20 protein-coding genes are annotated in these 18,868 nt (G+C 64.2%); 12 read left to right on the forward strand and 8 right to left on the reverse strand.

Features of this window, described 5'->3' with window-relative positions; genetic code table 11:
- The first annotated feature begins 76 nt into the window (after positions 1–76).
- Positions 77–655, forward strand: a complete 579-nt coding sequence (locus HSEST_RS02160; RefSeq protein WP_229121930.1) for an L-threonylcarbamoyladenylate synthase — start codon at positions 77–79, stop codon at positions 653–655.
- A gap of 22 nt (positions 656–677) precedes the next feature.
- Here HSEST_RS02160 and HSEST_RS02165 read toward each other — a convergent pair whose 3' ends face one another.
- From HSEST_RS02165 to HSEST_RS02180, 4 genes are all read right to left on the reverse strand, one after another.
- Entirely contained in the window at positions 678–1,334 is a 657-nt protein-coding gene (locus HSEST_RS02165) for a CRISPR-associated protein Cas4 (protein WP_229121931.1), read from the reverse strand.
- A gap of 32 nt (positions 1,335–1,366) precedes the next feature.
- Positions 1,367–1,969 (reverse strand): conditioned medium-induced protein 4, encoded by a 603-nt coding sequence (locus tag HSEST_RS02170; protein WP_229121932.1) that lies wholly within the window; start codon positions 1,967–1,969, stop codon positions 1,367–1,369.
- Between the two features lie 134 nt (positions 1,970–2,103).
- Positions 2,104–2,778, reverse strand: a complete 675-nt coding sequence (gene upp, locus HSEST_RS02175; protein ID WP_229121933.1) for a uracil phosphoribosyltransferase — start codon at positions 2,776–2,778, stop codon at positions 2,104–2,106.
- A gap of 49 nt (positions 2,779–2,827) precedes the next feature.
- The gene (locus tag HSEST_RS02180) at positions 2,828–3,520 is read right to left on the reverse strand and encodes a type 1 glutamine amidotransferase domain-containing protein (protein WP_229121934.1); all 693 of its coding nucleotides are present in this window, start codon (positions 3,518–3,520) and stop codon (positions 2,828–2,830) included.
- Between the two features lie 182 nt (positions 3,521–3,702).
- Here HSEST_RS02180 and HSEST_RS02185 point away from each other — a divergent pair, with 182 nt between their 5' ends.
- The gene (locus HSEST_RS02185) at positions 3,703–4,407 is read left to right on the forward strand and encodes a DUF5828 family protein (protein WP_229121935.1); all 705 of its coding nucleotides are present in this window, start codon (positions 3,703–3,705) and stop codon (positions 4,405–4,407) included.
- Between the two features lie 69 nt (positions 4,408–4,476).
- Entirely contained in the window at positions 4,477–5,667 is a 1,191-nt protein-coding gene (locus HSEST_RS02190) for an inorganic phosphate transporter (RefSeq protein ID WP_229121936.1), read from the forward strand.
- Here the strand turns inward: HSEST_RS02190 and HSEST_RS02195 are convergent, their stop codons facing one another.
- Positions 5,668–7,059: a hemolysin family protein gene (locus tag HSEST_RS02195; RefSeq protein WP_418886529.1), complete on the reverse strand. Its 1,392-nt coding sequence runs from the start codon at positions 7,057–7,059 to the stop codon at positions 5,668–5,670.
- A gap of 102 nt (positions 7,060–7,161) precedes the next feature.
- Here HSEST_RS02195 and HSEST_RS02200 point away from each other — a divergent pair, with 102 nt between their 5' ends.
- Positions 7,162–7,761, forward strand: a complete 600-nt coding sequence (locus tag HSEST_RS02200; protein ID WP_229121937.1) for a DUF5789 family protein — start codon at positions 7,162–7,164, stop codon at positions 7,759–7,761.
- Positions 7,762–7,838: 77 nt separating this feature from the next.
- A complete protein-coding gene (glmM, locus tag HSEST_RS02205; RefSeq protein ID WP_229121938.1) occupies positions 7,839–9,215 on the forward strand; it encodes a phosphoglucosamine mutase in 1,377 nt (458 codons plus the stop codon).
- A gap of 26 nt (positions 9,216–9,241) precedes the next feature.
- On the opposite strand, the gene HSEST_RS02210 is transcribed toward glmM, so the two are convergent.
- Together HSEST_RS02210 and hisI are read right to left on the reverse strand one after the other, a co-directional pair.
- Positions 9,242–10,372, reverse strand: a complete 1,131-nt coding sequence (locus HSEST_RS02210) for a DUF7118 family protein (RefSeq protein ID WP_229121939.1) — start codon at positions 10,370–10,372, stop codon at positions 9,242–9,244.
- On the reverse strand, positions 10,365–10,739 hold the full coding sequence (hisI, locus tag HSEST_RS02215) for a phosphoribosyl-AMP cyclohydrolase (RefSeq protein WP_229121940.1): 375 nt from the start codon (positions 10,737–10,739) through the stop codon (positions 10,365–10,367). The genes HSEST_RS02210 and hisI overlap by 8 nt, the downstream gene beginning before the upstream one ends.
- A gap of 164 nt (positions 10,740–10,903) precedes the next feature.
- Here hisI and HSEST_RS02220 point away from each other — a divergent pair, with 164 nt between their 5' ends.
- On the forward strand, positions 10,904–11,566 hold the full coding sequence (locus HSEST_RS02220) for a helix-turn-helix domain-containing protein (RefSeq protein WP_229121941.1): 663 nt from the start codon (positions 10,904–10,906) through the stop codon (positions 11,564–11,566).
- 110 nt (positions 11,567–11,676) lie between these two features.
- Complete coding sequence (extH, locus tag HSEST_RS02225; protein ID WP_229121942.1) at positions 11,677–12,957, forward strand: selenite/tellurite reduction operon rhodanese-like protein ExtH; 1,281 nt, start codon at positions 11,677–11,679, stop codon at positions 12,955–12,957.
- Positions 12,958–12,982: 25 nt separating this feature from the next.
- Here the strand turns inward: extH and HSEST_RS02230 are convergent, their stop codons facing one another.
- Positions 12,983–13,243, reverse strand: a complete 261-nt coding sequence (locus tag HSEST_RS02230) for a hypothetical protein (RefSeq protein WP_229121943.1) — start codon at positions 13,241–13,243, stop codon at positions 12,983–12,985.
- 319 nt (positions 13,244–13,562) lie between these two features.
- On the opposite strand from HSEST_RS02230, the gene HSEST_RS02235 reads away from it, so the two are divergent.
- From HSEST_RS02235 to HSEST_RS02255, 5 genes are read left to right on the forward strand one after another with little or no spacing between them, the layout of a single operon-like run.
- The gene (locus HSEST_RS02235) at positions 13,563–15,872 is read left to right on the forward strand and encodes a molybdopterin-containing oxidoreductase family protein (RefSeq protein WP_229121944.1); all 2,310 of its coding nucleotides are present in this window, start codon (positions 13,563–13,565) and stop codon (positions 15,870–15,872) included.
- Positions 15,873–15,874: 2 nt separating this feature from the next.
- Positions 15,875–16,549, forward strand: a complete 675-nt coding sequence (locus HSEST_RS02240) for a 4Fe-4S dicluster domain-containing protein (RefSeq protein WP_229121945.1) — start codon at positions 15,875–15,877, stop codon at positions 16,547–16,549.
- A gap of 2 nt (positions 16,550–16,551) precedes the next feature.
- Positions 16,552–17,688 (forward strand): NrfD/PsrC family molybdoenzyme membrane anchor subunit, encoded by a 1,137-nt coding sequence (gene nrfD, locus HSEST_RS02245; RefSeq protein WP_229121946.1) that lies wholly within the window; start codon positions 16,552–16,554, stop codon positions 17,686–17,688.
- Positions 17,685–18,320: a TorD/DmsD family molecular chaperone gene (locus tag HSEST_RS02250; protein ID WP_229121947.1), complete on the forward strand. Its 636-nt coding sequence runs from the start codon at positions 17,685–17,687 to the stop codon at positions 18,318–18,320. The genes nrfD and HSEST_RS02250 overlap by 4 nt, the downstream gene beginning before the upstream one ends.
- Positions 18,320–18,724, forward strand: a complete 405-nt coding sequence (locus HSEST_RS02255; protein WP_229121948.1) for a helix-turn-helix domain-containing protein — start codon at positions 18,320–18,322, stop codon at positions 18,722–18,724. The genes HSEST_RS02250 and HSEST_RS02255 overlap by 1 nt, the downstream gene beginning before the upstream one ends.
- The last annotated feature ends 144 nt before the right edge of the window (positions 18,725–18,868 follow it).

Genomic DNA, 18,868 nt, shown 5'->3' on the forward strand with positions numbered 1-18,868 from the left:
TCGGGTGGTCCGGCGTTCCGGTAATACCCATCGGATTCCCCCGAACTTTTGTCCGCGAGCGCCCCACCTCCGGTCGATGACTGACCTCGATGCGGCCGCGGCGGCGATCGAGTCCGGCGAGCTAGTCGTCTACCCGACCGAGACGGTGTACGGACTCGGTGCCGACGCGCTCGACCCGGCGGCCGTCGAGGCCGTCTTCGAGGCCAAGGGCCGCGACCGGGAGCAACCGATCTCGCTTGCCGTGCCCGACGCCAAGACCGCGCTCGAATACACCGCGCCGACCACGACCGAGCGGGTGTTTATGCACGAGTTTCTCCCCGGTCCGGTGACGATGCTGGTCGACCGCCGCGAGATGGTCCCGGACGTGCTCACGGCGGGTCGCGAGCAGGTCGGCCTCCGGATCCCCGACCACGAACTCGCCCTCGAACTGCTGGGGCGCGTCGAGCCGATCACCGCAACCAGCGCGAACGTCAGCGGCCAGCCGAGCGCCCGTCGGGTGGCCGATCTCGACGCGATCACGGAGTCGGCGTCGGTCGTCCTTGAGGGGGGCGAGACCGCCGGCACCGGGAGCACGGTCGTCGACGTCGAGGCCGGCGAGATCCACCGCCGCGGTGCCAACGCGGACGCCGTCGAGGCCTGGCTGGATGAACGATAACCGCTCGCTTTCGCATGGCCGATCACCCCAACAGCGAGCGCAGCGACCGCGTCTGGACGCCACAACCCTCGCGATACTCACAGGCCTGGCACTTCTGGCGGTTTTCGGTCCGGCTCGGCGGTCCGTCGATCGAGTCGGCGGTCCGCAGCGCGGCCCGGTACTGTGACCGGCGCCGCGCCGACAGCTCGATCTCCCGTATCACGCCGTAGGCCGGATACTCGGCGAACGCCCGCTCGACCGACTGTTCGCGCTCCCAGGACAGCGCCAGCGCGGCCGCGACGAGATGGACTGACTGCGGTTCCCAGACGCCCTGCTCGGGCGGCCGACCGGCGAACACCAGCGACGGCGCGAGCGGCTGTTCGAGCACCTTGTGAGCGACCCCTCGAGCGTCCTTCCCTTCGAGCATCGCGTCCCGGGCCGGCGGATCGACGAGTTGCTCCCAGGCGTCCAGCCCGGCCTTGTGACAGCCGACTCGCGACCGGAACGTCGTGGGCGTCACCTCGATCGGCGCCGCGAGCAGTGCTGTCTCGTCCGCCAGCAACTCGTCGTACTCGAAGGCCACCTGTCGTCGATCCGCTACGCCGTCGGGGATCGATTCCCCGAGGTCGGGATCGCGCTGTCGATAGTACAGCTTGCGGGGACAGTACGCGGCGGTCGCGACGTCGCGAAACGAGTGCATACCACGCGTGGGCCGGAATCGTGTATAAACCTCTAGAAGGAAACGTCGACTTCCATGTCCTCAGTGGCCTCTTCGAGCCCGTCTTCCTGGACGCTCGCTGTGTGCTGGATCGAGAGGTCAGCGTCGGTGAGCACCTCCTCGAAGGCCGTCCGGTAGCGCTGGCTCGTCCGGCGGGCGCGGTTCTGGGCGGCCGCCACGCGCCGATAGCGGTCGATCGCCCCCTCGTCGGCGTCCAGCTCCGCAGCGATGGTTTCCTCGTCGGCGTCTTCGACTAACAGGTCCCGGAGCGTCGCCAGTTCGAACGGCGCGTCGGTGTCGCTCTCGCCGACCAGATGGAGATCCATCCGCGCGATACGGACTGTCTCCGGGTCGAGGTCGAGTTCCGACGCGAGCGCTTCGTCATTTGCACCCTCGTAAAACCCCCGAACGATCCGAACGAGTGTCGCCGTCTCACAGTCGGTCTCGAAGTCGTACCGCTGTCGCATCTCCCCGATCACCTCGACCAACCGATCGTCAACGGCCCCTTCGTCGGCGTCGGTCAGTGACCCCCGCTCCTCCTTCTGCCGTTCGGTGACCGTCTCCTCTTCGGCAACGTCGACGAAGATATCCCGGAGCTGTTCGGTCTTCTCGTCCATCGGACCGATACACGACGATCCGGGCGTAAAAACCCATCCCCTGTTTTCATCGGACGGGATCGGAAACGATGCGGGGGATCCGGATCGTTCCACAGATCGCGCACGAGAACGGCCCGCGCAGCACTGGCCCGTCGTCACGTCGTTCGGAAGGCGCGGTCGCCGGCGTCGCCCAGTCCCGGAATGATGTAGCCGTCGTCGTCGAGGTGGTCGTCGATGGCGACCGAGAGCACGTCGATATCGGGGAACTGCTCGTTCAGCCGGACCAGGCCTTCGGGGGCGCTGACGGCCGCGAGCACGAGCAGTCGCTCGGGATCGCCCATCCCCTGGACGTGTTCCAGGACGGTCGCCATCGTCGAGCCGGTCGCGAGCATCGGGTCGGCGACGATGACCGTGTCTTCCGGGTGGATCTCCGGAAGCTTCACGTAGTCGACTTCGATGTCGAACTCGCCGGTATCGTCCATCCCGCCGGACTCGTCGCGGCTGGCGGAGATGACGCCCTGGCGCGCGCGGGGGAACGCCTTGAGCAGTCCCTCGACGAACGGCGTCGCCGCCCGGAGGACGTTGATGATCACGACGTCGTCCATGCCGACGACGCGCTCGCCGGTGGTCTCGGTCAGCGGCGTCTGGACGCTCTCGTAAGCCGTCTCCATGACGCCGTCGATGATCTCGTAGCCACAGATCCGGCCGAGCTTCACCAGCCCTTTCCGGAACGCGACCTGTTCGGTCTCGACGCTTCGCAACTGTGTGAGGGTGTGTTTCGCCAGCGCATGCGTGACCACTTTCGCCTCGCCTCGGTCTTCGATCGTCATATGCGAGCCAGGGTCAGCGACGGGCAAATAACTGACGAGAGCGATCCGTCTAGCCGTCGTACTCGACGCCCAGCTCTTCGAGCAGAGTTCGGGCGGCCGCTGCCGACGAGGGCGGTCCGCGACCGGTCACCAGGTCGCCGTCGACAGTGACGCTGGTGTCTTCGTCGAGTTCGGCGTCCCAGTCGGCACCGGCGGCTTTGACCTCGTCTTCGACCCAGTAGGGGAGCTTTCGGCCGTCCGGCAGCCGATCGTGCTCGTCGACGATCCCCTCTTCCCAGGCGTTGGGGAAACCGGTTACCGAGCGCCCTTTGGCCAGGATATCGCCCGACGCATCGCGTGTAAACGCCAGGATCCCGACCGTGTGACAGACGACCATGGCCTTCCCGTCCTCGCCCTCGACGGCAGTCCGGAGGGCTTTCCGGGCGTGTGTGTCCTGATTGACGTCCCACTCCGTGCCGTGACCGCCGGGGAAGACGACCGCGTCGAACGCGCCGGGATCGACCGCCGCGAGCGGTTCGGGATCGTTCAGCCGCTCGTCGTTTTCGTGGACGTCCTTGACCAGCGCAGCAGTCTCCTCGTCCACCTCGTCGGTGTCGATCGATCGTTCGTCGAGTACCGCCGGTCCGCCGGACGGCGTCGCGACGGTCACGTCCAGCCCGGCGTCGTCGAGCGTCGTGAGCGGCTCGATACATTCCTCGCCCCAGTAGCCGTGTTCGCTAACGATGAACAGTGCGGATGGCATCACGGGCCACTTCGGGCGGCAGTCGGTTGTATCCCTGGTTTCCGGAAAATGTCCGACTGCGTTCGAACGGCCGACGCCGACCCGAACGCTGCCGGAAGGGTTAACCTCGCTGAAGCCGAATACGCGTCCCACAATGGACCGGACGGGTCGGTCGAGCGTACCCAGCGTATCCGTGTACAACCATGTCTGACATCGAAGAGAGCGTCTCCGGGTTCAAGATCCGGGGCGGCTGGGCGGACATTGTCGAGCACGGCGAGCGCCTCACGCGGGCGCTGAAAGACATCGCCGAACAGGAAGACGTCGAGGTCGACGCCGACGCCCTCGAGGAGTTCGACGAGTGGCGGCCCAAGAGCCACGAACGGCTCGACGAGGACGTCAGCGAGAAGACTGCCGAGCAGGCCAGCGTCGGCGAGGGCAAAGGCGAGAAGAAAGGGAAAGACCCTGACGAGGACCTCCAGACGGCCGGCGAGAAGCTCAGCGAGTCCTACGAGAACCTCGACGACCCCGACGAGGCCGTCGACAAGTGGGGCGAGTCGATCGATTACGTCACCCGCGCCGCTGACTCGGCCAGTCGGAAGGCCCTCCGAAAGGTCGAGGACACGGTCTACCAGAACGTGATGACTCAGCTCGCACCGTACTACTTCGATAACGAACTGATCAGCGCCAATCTCAGGCGCGTCAGCGATGGAGATCCCGAATACGTCTTCGAGGTCAACGTCAACGACGACGACCTGAAGATCAGGGTCTCCAATCAGCTGGCCGACTACGAGCAGGAGGTCGACCGCTGGCATATCGACGCCGAGAAGGAGACCGCGGCGCCCGAGGCGGCCGAGGGCATCGAGATCCCTGAGCGGAACTACGACGACGCCGATCCGCGAAACACCTGATCTGCACGGTCACCCGTTCCCTCGCCGAGAGCGGTAGGCTATTGTCCGGCGACCGCAAACGCACATACAATGGTAGAGGCGACGCTGCTGGCAACGCTGGCTGTCGCGACGCTCGCGAGTCTGTTCATGGCGTGGGCAATCGGCGCCGGCTCCTCGGGATCGACCCCGTTTGCCCCCGCGGTCGGGGCCAACGCGATCTCGGTGCTCCGGGCCGGGTTTCTGGTCGGCATCCTCGGGTTTGCCGGGGCGACGCTCCAGGGCGCGAACGTCTCCGAAGCCGTCGGGCAGGAACTGATCGGCGGCGTCACGCTCTCGCCCGCCGGGGCGACGCTGGCGCTGCTTTTGGCCGCCGGGCTGGTGGCGTTCGGCGTGTTCACGGGCTATCCGATCGCGACGGCCTTTACCGTCACCGGCGCAGTCGTCGGCATCGGACTGGCCGCCGGTGGCGTCCCGGCGTGGGCGAAATACCAGGAGATCGTCGCGCTGTGGGTCGCCACACCCTTCGTCGGTGGCGGGATCGCCTACGGCGTCGCGAAGACGCTCCGGGATCAGCGCGTCCCGGAACGGCTCGCGGTCCCCGCGCTCGCGGGGCTCGTCGCAATCGTCCTCGCGAACGTCAACTTCGTCTTGTTCGGTGGTCCGGGCGAACAGTCCTCGATCGCCGTCGAGGCTGCCGCCACTCTCGGAGCGAGTTCGCTCGCCGGTCGAGTGGGCGTTTCGGTCGCGTTCGCGCTGGCCGTCGCCGCTCTCCTGTACCGGGACCTGCGCGTCGACGCCGCGGCCGGCCAGCGTCACTTCCTGCTTGCCCTCGGCGGACTGGTCGCCTTCTCGGCGGGCGGCAGCCAGGTCGGACTGGCGATCGGGCCGCTCCTGCCGTTGCTCGGCCCGGAAACCGGCGTCGAGGTCCCGATCTCGACCGTGCTCGTCTTCGGCGGACTCGGGCTGCTCGCAGGTTCGTGGACAGGTGCACCCCGGATGATCAAGGCGATCGCCCAGGACTACTCCTCGCTGGGACCGCGCCGCTCGATCGCTGCGTTGATCCCCAGTTTCGCGATCGCACAGATCGCCGTCTTCTTCGGCATCCCCGTCTCGTTCAACGAGATCATCGTCAGTGCGATCATCGGCAGCGGCTACGCGGCCGGTGGCGGCGCGGTCAGCGGCGAAAAGATGGCCAAGACGGTCCTGGCGTGGATCGGGTCGCTCGCACTGGCGCTCGGACTCGGCTACGGCCTGTTCACCGTCTGGACCGTCGTGGTGTAATCACTCGGGCGACTCGTCGCTGTCGCCTTCGGTGGATTCAATCTCCTCGCGGTCTTCCTCAATCCGGGTGATTCGGGCCTTCATGATCCGAGTGTTCTCGACCTGTTCGACGCGGATCTCGACGCCGTCGTACGCGATAATCTCCCCTTCCTCGACCAGTCGGCCGACGCGGTTGAAGATGAACCCGGCCAGCGTCTCGAACTCCTCGCCCTCGGGGATGTCGATGTCCAGCGCTTCGTTGACCTCCTCGATGTTGACCTCGCCTTTCACCGTCGCGGTGTCGTCGTCGATGAACTCGATCGGCTCTTCCTCGCTCCCTTCCAGGATTTCGCCGACGATCTCCTCTGTGAGGTCCTCCATCGTCACGATGCCTTCGGTGGTGCCGAACTCGTCGATGACGACGACCATGTGCATGCGGTTTTTCCGCATCTCCTTGAGGAGGTCGTCGACGTTCTTGCTCTCGGGGACGTGCAGCGTCGGCTCGATGAGATCAGCCAGTTCGAGTTCCTCGTTCTCGCCGTAGTTGAGGTCCCGCACGAGATCGCGGATGTGTACGACGCCGATGACGTTGTCGAGGCTCCCCTCGTAGACCGGCAGCCGAGCGTGACCGCTCTGGATGCAGGTCTCGATGGCCTCCGCGATATCCGCGTCCTTGGAGACGGCTGTGACGTCCAGTCGCGGCGTCATGACCTCCTTCGCGATCGTGTTGTTAAACCGCAGCGTCCGGTGGAGCATCTCCCGCTCTTCCTCGTCGAGGACGCCTTCGCGTTCGCCGGTTTTGATCATATTGCGGATCTCGTCACGGGTGACGTAGGTACTCTCGATCGTCGAGCGACCGCCAGTGATCTTGTTGACGGCCCGAGTCAGTTGATCGAACAGCGCGATCAGCGGAAACAGGACTTTCCCGACGATCTTCAACGGCGGGGCGATCCGCCGCGCGTGCAACTCGGTGTTCTCGACGGCGTAGGACTTGGGCGCGCTCTCGCCGAACAGCAACACGAGCGACGTGATGCCGAGCGACGAGACGATCACGGCCGTGCCCGCGTCGAAATAAAAGCCCACGATCGTCGTCGAGATGGAGGACATCGTGATGTTGACCATGTTGTTCCCGACCAGGATCGTCACGAGCAGGCGGTGCGGGTCGTCCTTGAGGGACTTGACCGCTCTCGCGCCGCGCAGGCCCTGTTCGACCATCGCGTCGACCTGGTGGGCCGGCAGCGAGAACATCGCGATCTCCGAGGAGGAGAAGAACCCCGACCCTATGATGAGAAACAGAATCATGAGGATGCCGATGCCCGTGACTGCCGCTTGCGACAGTTCAGTGCCGACGATCGGTACAGTGTATAGCTCGATACCGGCATTTGACGCCGCTGCAAGTGCGGATATCCCCATCAACACTCACTGTTTCCGTGGGGACGAATTAACTCTTTTGTGACCGCGCCGGTCGGAACGAGTGGCCGCAGAGTTATACCTCCGGCACGCGTATGTTATCAAATGGCAGACGACAAGCGCGGACGGGAAGACCAGGCCCGAAACGAGGAGCGCCGCCAGCGAGCGCGCGAGATCGCTGCGGAACTCGAACGCGGGGACGAACCGGAGCCGCCAATCGAACCGGCGGAGCTGGCCGATTTCGAGTCCGCCCTCGAACCCCTCTCGTTCCCGGCGACGGGTGCGGAGATCGTCGAGACAGTCGGCGACCGGGGGATCGAATCGATCGACGGACCGTACACCGTCGAACAGCTCGTCCCGGACACGGACCAGGAGTCGTTCGACACACCCCAATCAGTCCGGGCTCGCGTCCAGCGACCGGCTGTCGCCGCGGCGATGAAACAGGTCGTCGAGGCCGCCGAGACGCTGCGAAACGCCGAACTGAGCGGCTCACAGCGCGAGGCCTACGAGAAGACGTTCCGGGCACTGCGGGCGATCGACGCCGACGACGAGGACGAAGGGGTCCAGGTTATCGCCGACTGGATCGTCGAGCGGGTTGACGAGAAGGGGGCGCTGCCGGGATCACGGGCGGTCCGCCGGCAGGCAGCTACGTATTGCCGGTCGAACGACTACGAGATCCGCAACGACGAGTGGCTGGGGATCTAGCGGTTCCCGGCGCCCCGTTTCGATAGTCGTTGGGAGTCCGGAATCACTATGCTCCCGGACGTGTGAGACCCACCCAGATGAAAGTCTTCGGGTCAAGTGGCGTTCGCGGGGTCGTCAACGAGACGTTGACGCCGGAATACGCGCTCCAGGTCGCGATGGCGGCGGGCACCGTCTGGCGCAACGAACTGGGCGTCTCGCGGGTCGCACTCGCCCACGACACGCGTACCAGCGGCGGGATGATCGCCGACGCCGCGCGCAGCGGTCTCGCGAGTGTCGGTCTCGACGTCGATTACCTCGGGACGATCCCGACGCCCGGGGCACAGACCTACGCCGATCGGGAGTCGATCCCGGCGCTGATGGTGACGGCCTCACACAACCCGCCACAGCACAACGGGATCAAACTCATCGGCCGTGACGGCATCGAACTGGCGGTCGACCAACTCGAACGGGTCGAACAGCGCCTGCTCGGCGAGCGCTTCGAGCGCAGCGAGTGGGGCGCGATCGGCCAGGCCCGGACCATAGACGGTGTCCGTCAGGACTACATCGACCAGCTCCTCGACTCGGTCGACCGCGAGCGCATCGCCGACGCGGAGCTGACGGTCGCGATCGATCCCGGACACGGCGCCGGATCGGTGACCAGCCCGCAGTTCTTCCGCGAACTTGGCTGTCACGTGCTGACCATCAACGCCCAGCCGGACGGCCACTTCCCAGGGCGGAAACCGGAACCGGTCGCCGACAATCTTGGCGATCTACAGCGGCTGGTCGAAACCAGCGACGCCGATCTGGGGATCGCACACGACGGCGATGCCGACCGTGCGATCTTCGTCGACGAGACCGGCTCGTTCATCGAGGGCGACGCTGCGCTTGCCGCGCTGGCCCGGGAGGAACTCCGGGCCGGCGACGGCGTCGTCTCGGCGGTCAGCACCTCTCAGCGGCTGGTCGACGTCGCCGACGACGTCGGCGCGGAGTTGCACCTCACCCGGATCGGGTCGAGTCACATCATCACGAAGGTCCAGGCACTCCAGAAGGAGGGCACGAGGGTCCCGATCGCCGGCGAGGGCAACGGCGGGATCATTTTCCCCGGCTACCGGACGATCCGGGACGGGGCCTACACGGCCGCCCGGTTCTGCGAGTTGCTCGCGGACCAGGAGGCTAGCGAGATCGCCGCCGATTACGACGAGTACTACAACGTCCGGAAGAACGTCCACTACGAGGATGAAGGCGAGCGCTCGGCGATGACCGACGCGATCGAGACCGTTGCCCACCAGACCGATGTCGATGTCACGACGATTGACGGGCACCGACTCGAATTCGACGATGGCTGGGTGCTGGCCCGCCCCAGCGGGACCGAACCGCTGATCCGGATCTACGCCGAAGCCCGTGATCCCGACCGCGCCGAGGAACTCGCGGCCCTTATGCACGACGCCGTCACGGCCGCCGCGGCAGCCGCCTGATAATTGCCAACTGGCCGCCAAACTAGCTACCCACTCAGGACCTCTGAGAGTCGCTCGCGTTGCTCGCGCAACTGCTCCAGCTCCGTTTGTATCTCGCCGCTTTTGAGACGTTTGCGCTCCCCCTCCTCGAGTTGCGTCCGCGCGACGGCACTGTCGCGCAGTCGCTCGTAGTCCTCGCGCCGACTGAGCGCGCGCACGTCACGGAGCTGCGTTTCGACTGACGTCGGCGGGTCGAACCGGGCGACGACCGAGACGAGTTCGCGACACCGGAACCGTAGCGTCTCGGCCGCCGGCGGCGGCCACCCGATCGTCAACGGCTCCGCGTCCAGTCGCTGCAGATACGTCCGGTGGGTCGCGACGCTGCGCTTGAGCGCGCGGGCGTCCGCGACGTAGTGGTCGAGCTTCGAGACCGAGTACTCGGCGTACTCCAGCAGCTGCGGGATCGATTCGGTGCCGGCCTCGGCCGTCCGCACGTACGCAAGCAGATCGTCCGGTGGCTGGCGGTATTCCACGAGCGGGAACGCGGCCGTCGACTCGACGAATCCGAGCACTTCGCGTGCGCTCGCGTCCCGCGTGAACGACTCGAAGGCAGTCCCGACCGCGTCGTTGTACGCTTCGATCGGCTCGCGGAGTCGCTCGACGGGCGCGTCCAGGTCCGCGTCGCCGAGTTCGATCAGCCGCTCGTACTCCGTGATTCGCTCGTCGATTGACTGTCGTTCCCGTTCGAGGGCGCTTCTCGTCTCTTCGAGGCGCTCCCGCGTCCGTTCGCGTTCGTCGAGACGCTCGACCAGTTCGGCGACCGGCGACAGTGCCTCGCGTGCGTCCTGAAAGTCGGCGTGCTTGAGATACCGCTCGTGCATCATATCGTCGACAGCCTCGAAGTCCTCGCGATGGGGCAGGTCTTCGGGCAGGTGCTCGAAGAAGTGCGCCAGCTCGTCCTGGTACTCGATGAACGCCTCCATGTCGACCTCGCCCTCGCCGTCGCTGACGATGCGGGACTCGTAGCGATCGAACAGTTCCGTCACCTCTCTGTAATACTCCGCGAGCCGCTGCAGTCGGTCTTCGCCGGCCTCCTCGACGCGATTACAGGCCTCCTCGTAGGCGCGCCGGCGGCGCTGAAGCCGGTCAATCAGTTCCTCGACTCCCTCCTCACTCATCGTAGACGTCCTCGGGATCGAACACCTTCTCGCCGACCACGTCGCCGTCGATCGTCCGGTAGAAACAGCTCCGATACCCCGTGTGACAGGCCCCGCCCTCCTGGTCGATCAGATACAGCAGGGCGTCGCCGTCACAGTCGACGCGGATCTCCTCGACGTGCTGGGTGTGCCCGCTTGTCGCACCCTTCTCCCAGATCTCGTCGCGGCTCCGGGAGTAGTAGTGGGCGCGACCGGTCTCGCGGGTTCGTTCGAGCGCTTCGGACGTGACGTATGCGAGCATGAGAACCTCGCCGCTGTCGGCGTCCTGGGCGATCGCCGGGAGATACTCGTTGTCCTCGAAGGCCAGTTTCGGGGGCGCGTCGCTCATATCACTGTGGTCGGCACAGGCTCGCATAGGCCTTTTGCGTCGGTGCGTAGGGGGCAGGTGACAGACTGATCCATCCGTTCGGAAACCTACCGGTCGATCACCGATGTTTCCAGTGTGTGAGAAACCGGTCTACCCATTTGAGTATTGAATCCGAGAAACCGAATATGGCGATCAACCGATTCGGGTGCACGGAGGACCCGATCGACCCGGACATGGAGGATCGCGATCTCCGCGTGGTCCTCGAAATCGACCGTGGGGGGCCATGTAGACTGGACAGCGTCGATGGCGACGTAGTGAACATCGACGTGCGTCTGAGTGACGAGACCTGCAGCGTCGACGCAACGGTTCGAGAACCCGAGGAAGAGAGCGTTGTGACCCAGTTCTTCGAAAACAACCTGTGTGATCACTGTCCCGGGAAGGTCTTCGCCGACCACGGCTGTCTCCCGCGATACAGGGAGCTGAGCGAGAATTCGTTCGTCGTCGAGACGTACGTTTCCGACACAGAAGCCGTCGCGGACCTCGTCGCCGATATCCGGGAGATCTGCGCGCGCGTCTCCCTCAAGAGCATCGTCTCGACCGATACGTCCGCGTTCGAGGAGAACTGTTCGGTCGATATCTCCGCACTCACCACAAAACAGCGCGAGGCCGTGTATCACGCCCAGAAGCTGGGCTATTACGACCCCGACTCGGACGTGTCGCTGGACACACTCGCCGATCGGATCGGTATCTCGACCTCGGCGCTGTCACAGCGTCTCCGGCGAGCCGAAGCCAACGTCCTCCGCCAGCTCTCGGTGGAGTGTTCCTGCTGGGACGACGTCGACGGTTAGTTTTCGTTTGCGCTCTCTCGCTTGTGACTCTGGTGTCGGACCCGGTGGTATATAAAGCCTAAATCGATCCCGAGGTACGGTCATCCCCGTGTACTGTCTCTGTACCGTGTATGGAACGCGAACTCGACCGTCGAACGTTCCTCGCACTGTCCAGTGTCGCAGGTGCAGCCGCGATCGCTGGCTGTTCGGGCGGCGATAACGGAGATACGACGACAGACGCCGGAGGCACGGCGACTGACACGGAAAGCCCAACCGAGACGACAACGACGACTGAGCCGTCGGACGATCAGTCCTCGAGTACGGATATCGACCCGACTGATACCGAGAGTGCGCTGATCGAACCCGCGACGCTGCAAGAGTGGTTGGACGCGGGCATCGTCAACACCGACGACGTGTACGAGGACCGCGTCGTAATTCTTCGGGTGGATACAGGTAATTACAGCGTCAACGGTCACATTCCGAACGCAGTCAAGATGGCGACCGACGACGCCGAAGGGCCCGCTGTCCTGACCGAGACTCGCCTTGACGGACTTGGCGAGACCCAGAAGCTCGTCGCGTCCGGTTCCGTCGTCGACCAGATCCTCCAGAACGCCGGTGTCGGTCCGAACACGACCATCGTCCTCTCTGGGGAGGTCCCGATGTATAACGCCCGGACGTACTGGACGCTCCGGTACTGGGGCTTCCCGCGCGAGCGCATCAAGGTCCTCAACGGCGGCCCCACCGCCTATGCGGACGAGGTAGGCAGCCTGACGGGCGAAACGCCTGAAACGCCCGAAACCGGGTACACCGTCGAAGGCTTCGAGGAGACGAACTACGCCCTTCGGGAAGGTCTCAACGAGATGCTCCAGCTAGTCGACGACAAAAACGCTGGCGAGAGTGATGCGTCGATCCTCGATCTCCGTGGTCCGGATCAGGACGCGAAGATCGCCGGCAGTACCCTCGACGCACCGGACAGCTACACGCAGGGCGGGTTCACCGAGTCCGTCAAGTGGAAACCCGCCGACGAGATCGAAGACCACGTCTTCGGCTACGAGGACATCGAAGACGGTGACCCGATCGTCACGCTGTGTCACAGCGGATTCAAAGGCACGCTGGCCTTCTTCGCCCTCGACGGTATCCTCGGGTACGACAACGTCTCGCTTTATGATGGCTCCTGGAAGTTCCAGTGGAAGCAGTACAACGGAAATCAGGATCCGACCCCCAACGACCTGTGGCGGACCGATATGCACGAACGGACCGACGGTGAAATCACGGCGACCGACCTGGTCACGATCGATTCCGATCTCAGCAGCGAACTGGATGAACTCGCCACGCTCGATGCCAACCAGGTCAAGCGGGACGACCTCAATTACCTGGGCGCCAGCGGCGGCGACTTCGGTTGCGGGTCCTGATCCGTTCGCCGGAACAGGACAGCGATCAGGCGTCCCGGGTGACGATCACTTCGTCATCGGGCGCTGCGTCCTGAGGAATTTCTATCTGGATGAACTCCTGGGTATCCATGTCACAGACGACGACCACGTCGGCCGACGTGCAGAGCATGTTGTACGACTCGACGCTGTACTTCTTTCGCGTCTCCATCGAGTCGACGATCTCCTCGAACTCCTCCTTCGTGAGCGTATCCTCCCCCTCTGCGACGCGCACCAGCGTGTCGAGCGAATTGGACGGTTCAGCATCCATTTTGCATCACAGGTGAACTTGCACCCGCTGGTACAAAGCGTTGTTGTCTGTTATTGGATCTATCAAACAATACTATGCGATCGATGGACCGAGTCTTCCCGTCCGAGCCGATCAGTCGACGATTCTTGGGAACGGTCTCTGTCGTCCGATCTTATAAAGGCTTAATTGATACCGAGTGTGGGCTTTGCTCGTTTAGCCACTCTCTATCGATATGGGAGAGTCATGTTCGTGACGACACAGCCAACAGCCAGCGAACGATTCAGGTGGAGCGGTAGCCGGATCCGACGGTCCGAGAGGGGTTTCTCGCGAGGTGACACAAATGAGTGAGCACAACAGTGCGCTCACTCGACGAAACCTGCTCAAAGGCGCCGGTGTCGCTGCCGGGGCGGTGGCTCTCGGTGGCTGTCTCTCCGGCGATCAGAGCAACTCACAGCAGGGAGCGCTTTCGACGGCCTTCGGCAACTGCTGGATGTGTAGCCACAACTGCGGACAGAAAGCCTACGTTCGGGACGGCTCCGTCGTGAACCTCACCGGTGTAGACGGTCACCCGCGCGGGAGTGCCGGCGAGGGCACAGAAGGGACGCTCTGTCCGAAAGGACTGGCCCAACTCGACAAGACCCACGACCCCAAGCGGATCAAGGAACCGCACATCCGTGAGAACGGCACATTGAAGAAAGTCAGTTGGGAGAAAGCGTTCCAGTACACCGCCGAACGGCTGGTCAGCTTCGACGAGAACAACGGCGCCGAGACGTTCCTCGATGCGACTAGCTGGGCGGAGACGGACATCTTCCGAACGGTCTGGCGTGACTTGTATGGTTCGCCCGAGCGGATCAGCCGCGGGATCCACGTCTGTGCCGGTCCAACCTTCGTCACCGGCGGGATGATGGGCGTCGGCTCGAACAACCGGGTTCCGGACTACCAGAACTCCGAGTACATCATCGCCTGGGGCCGGAACATCCTGAACTCCTTTGCCGGGCAGTTCGAGGCCAAAGGCGTCCTCGAAGCGATCGAGAACAACGGCGCGACGCTGGTCACCATCGACCCGCAGCACACGATCACCGCCCAGAAGTCCGACGAGTGGATGCCGATCAAGCCCCGGACCGACGGCGCGCTGGCGCTTTCGATGGCCAACGTCATCATCGAGGAGGGCCTGTACGACGAGGCGTTCGTCGAGAACCACACCCACGGCTTTGACGCCTACCGGGAGGCCGCGATGGATATGCCTCCGGAGAAGGCGGCCGAGATCACCGGTCTCGACGCCGAGCAGATCCGGACGGTTGCACGCGGATTCGCCGAGGCCGCTCCGCAGGCGGGCATCTCCGTCTGGACCGGGACGGCACAGGCCGGCAACGGCTGGAAGGCGACCCAGAATATCACCGCGCTGAACGGACTGGTCGGGAACATCGACAAGCCGGGTGGCCTGCGACTGTGGAAGTATCCCTCCACGGCATCCTTCGGTGAGGTTTGCGAGCAAGACTACACGAACCGCGCCGAGTTCAAGGACCCGGCACTGAAGAAATACGACGAGTATTCGGACTACCCCGCCCGACACATCGAGGGTATCGCGCACAACCTGGTGCCCGAGATGGTCGAGAACGAACACATCAACGGGATCGTCTGCCACCACGACGACCCGCTGAAGGACGGCAATGCCGAGTCCTGGATCGAGGCGATTGAGGCGATGGACCTCGTCATCTCGATCGATGCCTACTGGAACGGCGTCTCGCGTCGGGCGGACATCGTTCTCCCGGAAGCGACCCAACTCGAGAAGGACACCCTCGGCACCGGAAACTGGAACGCCTACCCCAACCACAAGTGGGTCACCGGCTCGAAAGCCGCCGTCGAACCACGGTGGAACACCAAGCCCGATTTCGATATCCTGAAAGGCATCGCCAACGAGATGGCCGAGAAGACGGACAACGACGACTGGACGGTCTTCCAGCAGTGGGACTCCCACGAGGCGTACATCGACGACCAGCTCTCGACGCTTGATCTGACGCTGGAGGACATCGACAGCGGCGAGAAGAACTACGCACTCGTCGAGGAGTACGACTACCAGCAGTACGGGGAGAACTTCACGTTCCGGTTCGACCTCGACCAGATCGACTCCTTCGCGGCGGCCGCCGAGGAGGCCGGCATGGACACCGCTCCCGAGTGGATCCCGCCGGGAACCTACGGCGACTCGACCTCCGAGGAGTATCCCCTGGAGTTCACTGACATTCGCTCGGTGTTTTTCTCCCACGGGAGCAACCAGCCCCACGAACGGCTCCAGGACCAGTTCGCCAAGCGAAACCAATTGAGCGAGGAGGACTACCGGGGGAACTACCTCTATCTCAACCCAGAGGACGCCGACGCACGCGACATCGAGACCGGCGACATGGTGACAATCGAGTCCGAGACCGGCAGTGGCGAACTCATGGCGATCGTCACCGAGCGTGCCCGCCCCGGGCTTGTCACTTCCCAGTACGGGTTCGGACAGACGTCGGCGATCACGACCGGCGAGGACACCCGCGAACAGTCGGCCGACGGGATGAACACGATGATGTTACACAACGAACAGATGGACCCGATCACGGGACAGGTCGACAGACACATCGCGGTCGACGTCGCGCCGGCAGGGGGTGACTGATCATGGCGGACAGACAGGACCACTGGGTGTTCTACTTCGATCCCAACCGGTGCATCGGCTGTCACGCGTGTTCGATCTCCTGCAAGCAGTTCCACGGCCGGGATTCCGACGCCGACGACTGGCGGACCGTCACCCACCACCAGAACGCGAACGGACAGCACCCGTCGGCCTCGGAGTACGATCCCGACACGGCGTCACCGATCGAGAACGTCCCGATATCGATGTCGTGTATGCATTGTCACGACGCGCCCTGTGAGGAGGTCTGCCCGACGGAGGCGATCGAAAAGCGCGACAGCGACGGGATCGTCACCATCGACCAGGACAAGTGTATCGGCTGCAAGTACTGTGGCTGGGCCTGCCCCTTCGGCGCGCCGACCTACGGCGACAACGGGCTGATGTCGAAGTGCAATATGTGTCTCGACCAGGGTCCGGGTAGTGGAGCCGGTGCGGAGTCGAAAAACGAGCAGGACGATCCCATCCAGCCTAACTGCGTTTCCGATTGCGTGGGTGGGGCGATCAAGGCCGGACCGGAGAAAGAGATGATCAAGGAAGCCTCCCAGGCGGCGGCAGACCGGTTCAAGTCGAACAACGAACGGGTCATCGTCGAACCCTTCCAGGGTAACGAGTCGAATCTCAACCTCGTCGAACACGCCGCCTCCGAGAACGCAGGGGATTGATCATGAGTGTTACAGGTGGCTCCGAATGGCTCTGGTTGCTCCACGTCCACTGGGCGGAGTTCATCGCACTGTACCTGTTCCTCGGGGGTGTCAGCGGCGGCGCGTACGTGACCTCCTCGTGGGCAAGTCTGATGAAGAGCCTGATGGACACCGACAGTTGGCTCGGGAAGATCCTGCTCGCGAGAACCGACGACGAGGAGCATCGCTATGCCTGTGCCGAAACGGCCCGGTGGGGATCGGTTCTCAGCGTCCTCGCGATGGCCGTCGGCGGTGTCGCCCTGCTGTCGCATCTGGGTGCGCCGTTGCGCGCGTTGACGTTCCCGGTGCTGTTCAGCAACTACGGCTCGTGGCTGACGATCGGGACGTGGGTGATCGTGCTGTTCACGACTATCGCGGTGCTGGAGACGCTGTGGCTGCACTTCGGGAGCGCCGTCGCAACCGAGTCCGGTCTGAGCCTGTTCCCCAGAAAGATCCTGGGCCGGATCGATAGCCTGCTGCCGACCGAGCGCGGGTTCGTCTGGCTGCTCGATACGATCGCGGACGCGACGCGACTGCCGAGCCGTGTCCACGGCGCGCTTCGGGTTCTCGGCGGCGGCCTCGCACTCCTGTTGGTCGTCTATACTGCGATGCTGTTGAGTGACGTCTCGATCGTCCCGCTGTGGGAGCGGACGTACCTGCCGTTCATCTTCCTGATGAGTGGCGTCTCGACCGGAATCTCCGCGGCACTGCTCGGCACGGTCGCGAGCGGCGGTGCGCTGACGCGGACGAACCATCGGTTCTGTCTCACTGACGACGCGATCATCATCGCGGAACTGGTGGCTATCGGACTGCTGCTGTCGCATCTGTCGAACTCCAGCAACGCCGCCGCGGATCTGACGATGTCGACGCTGTTTGGCACGTACAGCCTGGCGTTCGTCGGCGGCGTGCTGCTACTGGGCACGTCACTCCCGGTCGTCATCTCGATCACGGTGACGCTACTGCATCAGTTCACCGAGTTCGGCGAAACGCTGCGGGGCAAACGCCTGTTGACGGGCGGGTACGCGCTCAAGTATTCGCTCGTCCTCGTCGGCGGGTTCCTGCTCCGGTACGTGGTACTGCTCGCAGCGATCAAAACGCCCCTCGCAGTTCCGGGACTATGATGACGGTTGACCACGCTGACGCCTGGTCGGACGCGCTCGTCGCTCTGTCGAACTGCCTGCGACGCCCGGACGAATCGGTCCAGCGCGCGCTCGAAGACGACGCCGAGGCGATCCCTGAACTGCTCGCGCAGGTCGGAGTCGAGGCCGAACCGGTTTCGACCGCCGGACGCGATCTGACCGAAGACTACGAGGCCCTGTTCGGCGCGTTCGCGACGCCGTTCGCACCGCCGGCCGCGTCGCCGTACAAGGAGTGGTACGGCGATCGTAGCGGACTCATGGACGGCCCGCCAGCGACAGCGATGGAACAGCGATACGACGCTCTCGACGTGACAGTTCCGGACGCGTATCCGGCCGACCACGTCGCACTTCAGCTGGAGTATGCGAGCCTCCTGGCCGAAGCCCAGCAGTGGGACGAACTCGCGGCGTTCGTCGATTCGGAACTGGACTGGATCGATGCGTTCGCCGAGCTGGTCGACGACGCGGCTGCTCAGGCACCGCTCCAGCGATGGTGTGTCCAGCAGTTAGTGGCGACGATCGAACAGCTACGCGAGGAACTCGATGTCGACGACCCGGATCAGGAACGTGTCGAGCAGATGGCATCGCGGGCGCGCACGCATGTAAGCGATCAGTGATGGCAATCCACGAGACCTCCGCGGCGACCGAGTCGGGTGAGCAACCCGGCATCCGCATGACGATGTCGTTTGCCGATCCCGCCACAGCCCGCGAGTTACTTCTGTTTCTCGGTCGCTCGCTGGACGACGAGTCGTTCTCGGTTGATTGTGTGGTCCCCTCGGACTCCGGCCCCCACGTCGTCGCTGTCGATACCGTGACCGACGCGCAGCTATCGACCGCCGAATATGCGGTCTCGTGTGGCTACTACGACGACCCCCGGAGTGCCCGACTCGCCGATATCGCCGACGAATTCGATCGCTCGGAGTCGGCAATCTCACAGCGGCTCAACGCGGTGGAACGGCACCTCGTCCGATCGTTCGTCGACGCGAACGACCTCCCCGACAAACGCGCCGAGCGCTGCTAGCCGGTCGTTCATCGGCAGAAATAGTCCACTAACGTTTCACTTTCCTGCTAGCGGATGTCACAGCACAGTTGGCACGCGCCAAGTTGCGGATTGATAAATACAGGGGACTCACGTACCGATCAGTCGGTCGATTCACTCAAAAAC

The sequence above is a fragment of the Halapricum desulfuricans genome, assembly GCF_017094465.1.
Classification (GTDB): Archaea; Halobacteriota; Halobacteria; order Halobacteriales; family Haloarculaceae; genus Halapricum.